The 10,810-nt window shown below is 51.1% G+C and carries 10 protein-coding genes and 1 tRNA gene; 8 read left to right on the top strand and 3 right to left on the bottom strand.

The genetic code is table 11. The features are described 5' to 3' along the window. Positions 1-32: 32 nt before the first annotated feature. From ACKU4E_RS13725 to ACKU4E_RS13740, 4 genes are all read left to right on the top strand, one after another. On the top strand, positions 33-956 hold the full coding sequence (locus ACKU4E_RS13725; RefSeq protein WP_320171646.1) for an ACP S-malonyltransferase: 924 nt from the start codon (positions 33-35) through the stop codon (positions 954-956). 318 nt (positions 957-1,274) lie between these two features. Next, positions 1,275-1,706 carry a 4Fe-4S binding protein gene (locus ACKU4E_RS13730; protein ID WP_320171647.1) on the top strand — a complete coding sequence of 144 codons (432 nt, stop codon included), beginning with the start codon at positions 1,275-1,277 and terminating at the stop codon, positions 1,704-1,706. Beyond that, positions 1,703-3,481, top strand: a complete 1,779-nt coding sequence (locus ACKU4E_RS13735) for an aldehyde ferredoxin oxidoreductase N-terminal domain-containing protein (protein WP_320171648.1) — start codon at positions 1,703-1,705, stop codon at positions 3,479-3,481. The genes ACKU4E_RS13730 and ACKU4E_RS13735 overlap by 4 nt, the downstream gene beginning before the upstream one ends. A 53-nt stretch (positions 3,482-3,534) precedes the next feature. After that, positions 3,535-3,610: transfer RNA gene (locus ACKU4E_RS13740), tRNA-Phe, on the top strand. A 58-nt stretch (positions 3,611-3,668) separates the two neighbouring features. Here the strand turns inward: ACKU4E_RS13740 and ACKU4E_RS13745 are convergent. Both ACKU4E_RS13745 and ACKU4E_RS13750 read right to left on the bottom strand, forming a co-directional pair. Continuing rightward, the gene (locus ACKU4E_RS13745) at positions 3,669-4,430 is read right to left on the bottom strand and encodes a polyphenol oxidase family protein (RefSeq protein WP_320171649.1); all 762 of its coding nucleotides are present in this window, start codon (positions 4,428-4,430) and stop codon (positions 3,669-3,671) included. After that, the gene (locus ACKU4E_RS13750; protein WP_320171650.1) at positions 4,418-4,993 is read right to left on the bottom strand and encodes a 5-formyltetrahydrofolate cyclo-ligase; all 576 of its coding nucleotides are present in this window, start codon (positions 4,991-4,993) and stop codon (positions 4,418-4,420) included. The genes ACKU4E_RS13745 and ACKU4E_RS13750 overlap by 13 nt, the downstream gene beginning before the upstream one ends. A 441-nt stretch (positions 4,994-5,434) precedes the next feature. Here ACKU4E_RS13750 and ACKU4E_RS13755 point away from each other — a divergent pair, with 441 nt between their 5' ends. The 4 genes from ACKU4E_RS13755 (at position 5,435) to ACKU4E_RS13770 (ending at position 9,534) form a co-directional block, all read left to right on the top strand. Then, the gene (locus ACKU4E_RS13755; protein ID WP_320171651.1) at positions 5,435-6,115 is read left to right on the top strand and encodes a metallophosphoesterase; all 681 of its coding nucleotides are present in this window, start codon (positions 5,435-5,437) and stop codon (positions 6,113-6,115) included. Beyond that, the gene (locus ACKU4E_RS13760) at positions 6,112-6,582 is read left to right on the top strand and encodes a 23S rRNA (pseudouridine(1915)-N(3))-methyltransferase RlmH (protein ID WP_320171652.1); all 471 of its coding nucleotides are present in this window, start codon (positions 6,112-6,114) and stop codon (positions 6,580-6,582) included. Before ACKU4E_RS13755 ends, ACKU4E_RS13760 begins: the two co-directional genes overlap by 4 nt. A gap of 50 nt (positions 6,583-6,632) precedes the next feature. Then, entirely contained in the window at positions 6,633-6,866 is a 234-nt protein-coding gene (locus tag ACKU4E_RS13765; RefSeq protein WP_407944115.1) for a hypothetical protein, read from the top strand. Between the two features lie 367 nt (positions 6,867-7,233). Further along, positions 7,234-9,534 carry an Orn/Lys/Arg decarboxylase N-terminal domain-containing protein gene (locus tag ACKU4E_RS13770; protein ID WP_320171653.1) on the top strand — a complete coding sequence of 767 codons (2,301 nt, stop codon included), beginning with the start codon at positions 7,234-7,236 and terminating at the stop codon, positions 9,532-9,534. Between the two features lie 92 nt (positions 9,535-9,626). Here the strand turns inward: ACKU4E_RS13770 and panB are convergent, their stop codons facing one another. After that, the gene (panB, locus tag ACKU4E_RS13775; protein ID WP_320171654.1) at positions 9,627-10,475 is read right to left on the bottom strand and encodes a 3-methyl-2-oxobutanoate hydroxymethyltransferase; all 849 of its coding nucleotides are present in this window, start codon (positions 10,473-10,475) and stop codon (positions 9,627-9,629) included. Positions 10,476-10,810 lie beyond the last annotated feature (335 nt).

A 10,810-nucleotide genomic window follows, 5' to 3' on the forward strand; every position in this document is an offset into this window, starting at 1 on the left:
GCGCCTGATCATCAAATTCAAGGAGAAATATAATGTCTGATTTATCGATACTTTTTCCCGGACAGGGCTCTCAGGAGCCCGGAATGGGCCGTGATCTTGCTGAAAAATGGTCCGAAGCCGCCGGACTTTGGAAATTTGCCGAAGACGAGTCCGGATTGCCCCTGCGTGAAATATACTGGGAAGGCGGACCGGCGGACATGGCCAGGACGGACGCCCTGCAGCCTGCCCTGACTGTAGTGAACCTCTCGTTGTGGCTCTATCTCAAGGACAGCCTGAAACCTGCGGCAACTGCAGGACACAGCCTTGGCGAATTCGCTTCTCTCGGAGCTTCCGGTGTTCTTTCGGTGGAAGACACCATCAAGGCCGTCTGCCTGCGCGGCAAGCTTATGTCTCAGGTCGGAAATGCCGATCACGGGATGGCTGCTGTTCTCAAGATGAGCCAGTCTGATGTTGAGGAGGCTGTTGAATACGGCGCATCCGAAACAGGCAGGGAACTGCGTATAGCCAATTACAATTCTCCTGCACAATACGTGATCAGCGGTGAAAAGGAAGCAATTGATGCCGCCGGTACCGTGATCAAGGAAAAGAAGGGTCGTGCAGTGCCTCTCCCGGTCAGCGGAGCTTTTCACAGCCCCCTGATCAAGGAAGCTGCAGATGAATTTTCCATCTATCTGCAAAAGCTGGACTGGCATGCACCGGCATTTCCCGTCTATTTCAATGCCACCGCATCGACCGAGTCTTCTGCGGAAGCGATAAAGAAGATCATGTGCTCGCAGATGACTTCATCCGTTCGCTGGATCGAAATCATTTCCAACCAGTATGATGCGGGTGTGCGTAATTTCATTGAGCTGGGACCGAAAGGCGTTCTTACCAAGCTGCTTGTGGCAAACCTCAAGGGCAAAGAGTATGAAGGAAAGGGAGTCGGCAACCTTGAACAGGCCGATCAGCTGAAATAAAAGTTATATTTGATAACATGTTATGCCGCTGCGGAAGAATTTTCGCAGCGGCATTTTTATATGTTTTTCCAGATAGCGGTTTGCGAAATAACAACGCAAAAAAAGCACCAAGTTAATTCCCGAAGTACAGCTGATTTATAAATTTTCATAACAGCACAATTTTACCGCAAAATTTACATTTTCAAATCAATGATATGTGCTATTCATAGGGTTAATACTTTGCCGCACAGCGGATGTCTCTGTATTTTCTGTTCCGCACAGGGCATTTTCCGCCTGATTTGATATGAACGGTTTTAAATTGATGTATCGGAGAAACGTATGAAAATTCTTACCGCATCCAGGATGGAGCGCTGCATAGGATGCCATTCCTGTTCATTTGCCTGCGCCAGACTGGTTCATAAACTGCTTTCATGGAATACGGCAGGAATCAGGATTTCTTCATCCGGGGGGCTTTCAACCGGATTTGTTGCAACCGTATGCATGGCCTGTTCCCCGGCCCCATGTGCCGAAGCCTGCCCGACCGGAGCACTGGTTCCCCGTAAAAAAGGCGGCGGGGTTATTTTTAAAAAGGATAGTTGCATCCGTTGCGGTAAATGCGCTCCGGCCTGTCCTGTCGGGGCCATCTACCTTGATCTGAAGGACCGCCCTTATGTCTGCATCCATTGCGGAAGGTGCGTTGCCTTCTGCCCGCATGAATGCCTTGAAATGGTCGAGTATGCAGGGCCTGAGGAAATGGAGGTACGGAAATGATACGCGATTATTTCAGAGTGCTGGTGGTCGACCTTGCAACAGGCAGGGGGAGCGTGGCCAAAGTTGAAGGACGCAATGAATTTGCCGGTGGAAGCGGGCTCGGCGCATTGCTGTTCGAGCTTTACGGACATGCGGACAGGCCGTGGGACGACCCGGACCAGCCGATAATTTTTTCCATAGGACCGCTTACCGGGCTTTTCCCGCTCATGAGCAAGACGGTCTGTTCCTTCAAATCCCCGTATCATGATCAGTTCACGGAAAGCCATGCAGGTGGACGTTCGGCCCTTGCAATCCGTTTTGCCGATTACGACGCCATAGTTATCAAGGGACGCGCGCATAGGCTTTCATGTCTCTCCATAGGAATGAAGCATCTGGAACTGAAGGATGTGCATTTTCTGGCCGGTAAAGATGTTTTCGAAACCGGCAAGATTCTGCGGCGCATGTTTCCGGGTTCAGGACACCGCTCCATCCTGCGTATCGGTCCTGCCGGTGAGAATCTTTCCGGCATGGCCTGCATCAATGCGGATACCTACCGGCATTTCGGGCGGCTCGGTTCCGGTTCCGTCATGGGGTCCAAAAACCTCAAAGGCATAGTTATTCAGGGAGACGGGTCTTTTGCCCTGCCGGATGGCGGCGATTATCCCGAAGTATACCGGCAGGTCTACGAAAAGATGACAGCCACTGACATGATGAGCAAATATCATAACCTCGGAACGGCAGCCAACCTGAACTCCCTGAACGAACTCAAGTCCCTGCCATGGCGCAATCTGCAGGCCACAAAGGACGAGGGTATTTCCGGCATTACCGGCGAAAGGTTTGCCGATGATACTCTGCTGCGCAATGCGGCCTGTGCCGGTTGTCCGGTAGGATGCATACACATCGGTTTTGTGCGTGAAAAATTCATGGAGCAGAATCAGTATCTCTATAGGCAGGTTGCCTACGATTACGAGCCGATATTTGCCACCGGATCAATGCTTGGAGTAACCGATGCGTCCAGTGTTCTGGACATAATGGACGAGGTGGAGAAGGCCGGTCTGGATGTTATGTCCGGCGGTGTAGCGCTGGCCTGGGCGACAGAGGCCTTCGAAAAGGGGCTGGTTACGGAAAAAGAGACAATTGTGCCGCTGGCTTTCGGCGATGCGCAGAATTACAGAAAAGCGGTTTATTATCTCGGGCAGTCCGAAAACGAATTCTACGCTTCCTTGAGCAAGGGTACACTTGTCGCGGCCGCCAGATACGGAGGCAGTGATTTTGCCTGCGTACTCGGGCAGGAAATGGCCGGGTATGCTACCGGCGAGACCTTTTATGTTGCCGAGGGACTGGGCTTCAGGCACTCCCATCTGGATTCCGGCGGATATTCCTGGGATCAGAAGCACGATGCCAAGGATGCTGCCGCCGTATGTGATTTCCTCATATCCGATGAAACCGGCAGGGCTTTTCTGACCTCCATGGTTTCATGCCTTTTCGGACGCGGTATCTACAATGACGAGCAGCTTGCGCAGTGTCTTCGTTCTGTAGGATATCCGGAACTTGCGGAAAATATGCATTCCGTGGGCGAAAGAATAAGGGCCTTGCGCTGGAAGGTGCGTTTCGATACCGGGTATGATCCTGATGCGATTAAAATTCCCGAACGTTATCATGAAATAACAACCTGGAAGGGAAAAACAGATCCCGCATACCTTGAAGAACTCAAGGCCGAATACGGCAGGAGAATACGGGAGCTGGTTTCCGAAGCACATCTCAAGGAATTGGGATTGAAAAAAGCTGAAAAATAAAAAAAGTTCTTGCCAATCACCTGATGTTTGGTTAGTTATCTCTCCTCAGCGGCGCCGAGGTAGCTCAGTCGGTAGAGCAGGGGACTGAAAATCCCCGTGTCGGCAGTTCAATTCTGTCCCTCGGCACCACTTGCCACAAATCGCCCTCTTGACCGGATCTTGAGGGCGCTTTTTTTTGCCTTTCCGTTTATTCCCCGGAAGACCTGTTTATCCAGATCAGCGAGCACATCCTCCCGGATTCCTTTTCCCTGCGATATGAGAAAAAAGTATCCGGCATGGAGAAGGTGCACATATCCAGACTGTAGATATTACGTTCTTCCAGACCTGCTTCAAGCAACTGGTCGCGGGTGAGTTTCCACAGGTCCATGGTCTGCTCTGTTTCGCTGTAGTAATTTTCGAAGCCGGGTTCAAAGTCTGTAGTAAAGTTTACGAACATTGCCGCCTTTGGGCTGAGACTCGGACCCCTGACAGCCAGCAGTTCTGAAGGCTCGCAGGAATAGTGCGCGCATATTTCAGCCACCCCTTTTCCCGGAAAATTAATGGCATTGCCCCGCCATCCGTTGTGCAGTGCGGCAACAAAATCGCCGTTTTTATGCGCCAGCAGGATGGGCTGGCAGTCTGCGGTCTTGACCACCAGCGCGTGACCTTTTGCGGAAGTTGCCAGTCCGTCGCCTTCAATCTCCGCGACATTGCCCGGAGAACCTTCTTCCGGCTCGAAATGGATTATATCTCCGTGAACCTGTCTGCATTCGTGCCACTGTGACACGCCCAGTGATGAGGCCAGCTCTGTCCTGTTGGCGCGTACATCATAAGGGTCGTCACCTACATCAAATGAAAGGTTGCCTTCATCGAACGGCGCTTTGCAGTTTCCGCCTCTTCTGGTGGTGAAAACGGCCGAGACATTGTCGAGCCCCGGAAAAACAAAAGGTATGTAAGTCAGTTTTGCCATATCAGTTCCCTGTCAGTACAGATTAGTCCAACCGGACGGTCCCAAGGTTCGTGAGGGAACCCGTCCACAATCTGGAAGGAGTAGCAGACCCCTACGGCCAGAAATCCGTCCTTTTGCGGACGGGCCAGAAAACGGTCGTAATAGCCGCCGCCGAATCCTATCCTGTAGCCGGTGCGGTCGAATCCGACACCCGGCACTATAATCAGGTCCGGGTTGACCGCGTCCGGGAATTCGCACCGGGAGCGGCACGGTTCCATGATCCCGAACGATCCTCCAACCATATCCTTTTCCGCCCGCACCACGCCGAAATCCATAATGCCCGGTTCGTTCCGGCGGCAGCAGGGCATGAACAGCTTCTTTCCGCTGTCCCAGGCCTCGCGCAGCAGGGGACGAACATCGACTTCGTTCCTGATGGGCCAGTACAGCAGCACTTCCTGTGCCTTACGCCACTGGTCGAGTTCAAGGACAGACCCGACGATTTCGCCGCTTGCCCTGTCCACCTCCGGGCCGGACATCAGAGAACGGTGTTCCAGAAGCCTTTTTCTGATTACGTTCTTATCCACTGGTATCTCCATCCGGTCTTCATTTTAGTTCGTCTGAATTTGAGCATGCCTTGCAGGGAAAAATCAACAAAAGAGTGCAACGATCAGGCAACGTTAAAATGACTGTTCCAGTTTTGATCCTTCGAACAGGCCATTGGTTTTTGAAGCTGATAATGATATGCGATTGCCAGGGATATCCATGATGTCTCCGACGGCATCTCTGCTCTCAACAGATCGCTAAAACTCAAAGCAAAGCTTTTCGTTAAGCGACTGTAAGGCCTGCCGGGGGCCTTAAACCCTTTTGCAAAAGGGTTTAAGAATCCCAAAACCTTTTATTAAGGCTTCGCCATTGCGGTATTGTGGATTAATTGTGTTTTTAATATACTGTTTTTATTTGAAAAAATATAGCATAATGCTGAAGTAAAGAGCAACAACACAAAATAACGAATAACCGGAGTCAGTATGCCTGAAAATAACATGACCTGGATAGCCTTCGGGGACATTCATCAGAGTAACGGACTGCCCGCACGAATCCCGGAAATCAAAAATGCGGACGCGATAATCGTTACCGGGGACCTGACCAACCATTCGCCTGAAGGTGCGGTGGAAAAGGTCTGGGATTCGATATACACTTTCAATCCCAGAATTCTGGCGCAGGCCGGAAACATGGACCGTTCGAATGTTACGGAATTCCTCAAGGAGAAAAATGCCAATCTGCATTGCGAGGTTCGCGAACTTGCTCCGGGAATAAAGATAATGGGGGTCGGCTGCTCCATTCCCACTCCGTTCGGAACTCCGAGCGAGGTAACAGAGGAAGAGATGGCTTCCCTGCTTGAAGAAACCCATTCTCTGGCCGGTGATTATGAAAAGTTGATCCTTGCCGTGCATGATTCTCCGCACGGGACTTCTCTGGACAAAATATCGAACGGAATGCATGTGGGCAGCCGTTCGGTGCGTTCGTTCATTGAAAAGTACCAGCCGGAGATCGTGGTCAGCGGACATATCCATGAATCCAGCGGCGAGGACGTTCTGGGAAAATCACGCATATTCAACCCCGGCATGGCAGCGGAGGGCGGTTATGTATTGATAACCCTTGAGAACGGGAACCTTGATGCTGTCCTCAAGCAGGCCGGGTCTTCATGAGCAGGATAAGATTCGTCTGGGTGGGCAAGCTGAAGGAGGCTTTTTTCAGGGATGCCTGCGCGCATTACGCAAAAAAACTGGGGCGGTTCTACAAACTTGACGAGACAGTCCTCAAGGACGCTCCCGGAAAACTTCCCCCGGAAGACAAGGTTCTTCGCGAGGGCAAGGCCATTCTGGAGAAGGTTAAACCTTCGGACCTGCTCATCTGTCTGGACGAAAAGGGCAGGGAGATGACCTCCGTGGAACTGGCGGAACTCCTGCAGCGCTGGACCGAAGACCCGAATCTCACGCCGTGCTTTGTAATCGGCGGTCCTTTCGGATTGTCGGAAGAGGTCAAGAAGGCAGCAAGATTCAAGCTTTCGCTGAGCAAGATGACCCTGCCGCATGAACTGGCCAGAACAGTACTCATGGAACAGCTTTACCGGGCAGCTTCAATACAGCGCGGTTCCCCGTATCACCATGTGTGACCGGGACAACGGCACCACCTGTGCGGATTTAACATATCGGAGTTGATAATATGGCGATTATTGATCTGGAATATCTGGAAAAACTTGAGAACTACATGACTTCCGGGGACATGAAGTTTGAATTCGACAATGGCACGGAAGAAAAGCGTTTCGAAATACTGGAATTTCTTGAAAAGCTGATGGATGTGGCCGAGATTGCCGATGAGTATGCAACAAAGCTTATTTTCAAGGAAGGCATGCTCGATCAACTGGCCGGCGGAGGTTCCGGGGGGGGTGGGGAATAATTTTTTCCTGCGTCCGCCTAAACAGATCTGCCCGGGTGGAATAACTGTATCCGAAGCGGTTCCTGTGTTTTATCGCGGGGACCGTTTTTTTGTTTGAATACGGTTATTGCCTTAGCTCCGCAAAATTTGTGATTAAAGCAACGATGTTCAAAGTAACATACTTAAACAATTAGGGTTTCCAAAGGGGATTATCCCCTTTGGCTGCCAGAGGCGAAATCAAATTAATTAAAGCGCGAAGCGCATCGAATGGGGCTCGGGTTGTAGCTTTAAAGAACAAAAAGGTGTACTTGTTCCAGAGGCAATAACAGCCGCTTTCATCTGAAAATAAGCTTACTTCTAAACTTTCAAGCTACGCGAGGAGTATATTGTGAAAATTACCAAACACATGTGGCCGGTCCTTATTGTGTCCGCTCAATTCGAGGCGGATACGGACGAGGGTCTCAGGCTGAGAAGCCTTGAGGAAGAACTTACCAGGGAGCAGGAGTGTTCGGTTTACCCTTCATACAGTTACGGTGACGCCGCTGAAATTTTCATCTCCCGCGCGGATCTGGGAGCTGTTGTAATCGATTGGGACATCAACATTGATGACGGTGATGATAAAAATACGCCGGAATACCTGCTGGACAAAATCCGCAGGCGCAACAGGAATATTCCCGTATTTCTGCTCACCGAGCGTGTGGCCATGAACAATATTCCTACGGATGTGCTCGGCAAGATAAATGAATGCCTCTGGAAAACAGCCGAAACACCGGAATTTCTGGCCGGACGCATTGAAACCAGACTGGTGGAATATGTCCGCTCCGTGTTTCCCGCATTTTTCGGGGAGATGGTGAAGTATTCGGAAGCATACAAATACGCATGGCATACTCCGGGACACATGGGCGGCGAAGGTTTCCTGAAGAGTCCTGCCGGTGTGGCCATGCACAAGTTCTACGGTGAAAACGTTTTTCGTTCCGACCTTTCCATTTCCGTACCAGAGCTCGGTTCCCTGCTTGATCACAGCGGCGTTGTAGGCGATGCCGAAAAGAATTCCGCAAGGGTTTTCGGTGCGGACAACACCTTCTACGTGCTGAACGGTACTTCGAACGTAAACCAGATAATATGGCGCAGCCAGCTTGTGCGTGACGATATCGCCTTTGTGGATCGCAACTGCCACAAATCTCTCAACTATGCCATGGTGATTACTGACGCTTATCCGATCTACATGGTTCCCAGACGCAACAAGCGCGGCATCATCGGACCCTGCCGCCTTTCTGAATTTTCCGAGGAGTCCATCAAGTCCAAGATAAAGGACAACAAGCTCATTCCCGAAGAACTCAAGCAGCAGAGCGTGCGCATGTCCGCACTGACCAACTCCACCTATGACGGAGTCTGCTACAACGTAATCAACATCAAGAAACAGCTTCAGAAAAGCGTGGACAACCTCCATTTTGACGAGGCCTGGTACGCATATGCCCGGTTCCATCCCATGTATAAGGATCATTTCGGCATGGCTGACGATGACCTCAACGAGCATCATCCGCCGATTTTCTGCTCCCAGTCCACACACAAGCTGCTCACAGCCTTCTCGCAGGCTTCCATGCTTCATGTGCGCAACGGCAGTGACGTGGAAATAGACCGCGATGAACTGAACGAATCATACATGATGCACGGCTCTACATCGCCGCAGTACAGCATGATCGCTTCACTGGACGTTGCCACCAAGATGATGGAGGACAGCGGTGAGGTTCTCATGCATGACACTATCGTGGAAGCAGTCAACCTGCGCAAGAAAGTCTCCATGATAGCCAGCGAAATGAAGGAAAAAGACAGCTGGTTCTTTGAAATGTGGCAGCCGGAAAATGTTCTGGTCGGCAAGGATTACAAGAAATTCGAAGATGTTCCCACCGACTACCTGTGCACGCATCAGCATCCGTGGGTTTTCAGTTCCGCCGACAACTGGCACGGATTCGAGGACATGGAAGATGAATACGCCATGCTCGACCCCATCAAGCTTACCTTCACCACTCCCGGTCTGCGTCATGACGGAAGCATGGAGGAGGAAGGTATTCCGGCCTCAATAGTTACCGACTACCTGATCAACCACGGCATAGTCTGCGAAAAGACTGATTATTACTCTTTCCTGATGCTCAATTCCATCGGAACAAACAAGGCCAAGCAGGGGTCGCTTCTGGCCGGTCTGCTCAAGTTCAAGGAAGTCTACGATGCCAATGAAACTCTGGACGTTGTCCTGCCCGCGCTGGCAAAGGATTATCCGGAACGTTATTCTGGAGTCGGCGTAAAGGACCACTGCAACGCCATACACAGTTACTACAGGGAACACGGTCTTCTTGATAAAATGCAGGCCGCTTTCCAGGTCATTCCAGATCAGGCCATGAAGCCGTCCGAGGCATATCACGCTGTGGTACGCAAGAATGTTGAATACGTGGAACTTTCGGAAATGAAGAACCGTATTCCGGCTGTGATGGTTGTTCCCTACCCTCCGGGCATTCCCATTATAATGGGCGGGGAAATAATGGACGACAAGGCCCAGCCTGTTTTCGATTATCTGATGGCCAGACAGGATTTTGAAAACGTTTTTCCGGGCTACGAAAGCGATATCCACGGTGTGGAACGTGTTGAGCGCGAGGGAAAGAAGTTTTTCAGGACCATGTGCCTGAAGAAATAGAACGGCGGCGAAATCAAATTATCAAAATAGCGAAGCGCATCAAAACTGCCCGCAACGGAAGCATCGTTGCGGGCAGTTGTTTTTTGTGCGGATCAACCCTGTTTATGCAGCAGGGTCTTGAACAACTCCAGTTCTTCAGGGTCCATGGAGGTGAAGTTTTCGGCCGAAGGGAATGCACCGGTTTCGACTTCCGTAACGTACTGCTTTATGGCTTCTATGCTTGGTCCGCGCAGCTGTGCGTACTTCTTGACGAATTTAGGTACGAACCTGTCGAACAGCCCGAGAATGTCGTGATAGACAAGCACCTGCCCGTCTGTATTCGGACCGGCGCCTATTCCTATGGTCGGTATCGAAATTTCGGCGGTTATTTCAGCAGCCACTTCGTCCGGAACCGCTTCGAGTACGATGGAGAAACATCCTGCTTCTTCCAGCGCCTTTGCTTCATCCACAAGCGCGGCGGCTGAGCGGGCGTTTTTTCCCTGAGCCTTGAAGCCTCCGAAACGGGCTACGTGCTGCGGGGTAAGACCTATGTGGCCCTGCACCGGTACGCCTGAATCAACAATAGCGCGGATCTGTGCGAGAAAGGGAAAACCGCCTTCAAGCTTGACTGCTCTGGCCCCGCTTTTGGACAGGAATTTTCCAGCATTTTCAACCGCCATGCTCACGGACGGCTGGTAGGACATGAAAGGCATGTCTCCGACTATGAGCGCACGGGATACTCCGCGCGAGACGGCAGCAGTGTGGTGCAGCATGTCTGCCATGGTTACGGAGAGGGTGTCTTCGTAACCGAGTACGACCATGCCCAGCGAGTCTCCGACCAGAATCATGTCCGCCCCGGCCGCGTCTGCGATCTGTCCGGAAGGATAGTCGTAGGCGGTGACCATGCTTATCTTCTTTATGCCTTTCAGGCCGGAGATATCCGGTGCCGTAATTTTATTCATGTTTTTCCTCGTCATAGCAGCAGTTCCATTCCGGAATTGTGCCTTTTTATGCCGGAAGTGCACAGCAAATGTGCTGTCCGGCTCTTCTGTTGCGGGATAATGCTGATTTCTGCGGCCAACACTGTCCCGGAGAACCGATATGAGCAATTGTCCCTGCTACCGTCAAGGCAAGTGAAAAATGTCTCATTTGGAATATGAAAACAACGAGCGGTGCCGGTTCAGGTATGATGACAGCAAAGAAGTCAATCAAAATGCGTGTTGAACCGAATAAACATAATTTGCTATTGTTTTGATAACTGTTATAGAATTAGAACAATCATACATAGTTGTTGGCT

Origin of the sequence: Maridesulfovibrio sp. (assembly GCF_963677005.1) — a bacterium.
In the GTDB taxonomy this organism is placed as follows: domain Bacteria; phylum Desulfobacterota; class Desulfovibrionia; order Desulfovibrionales; family Desulfovibrionaceae; genus Maridesulfovibrio.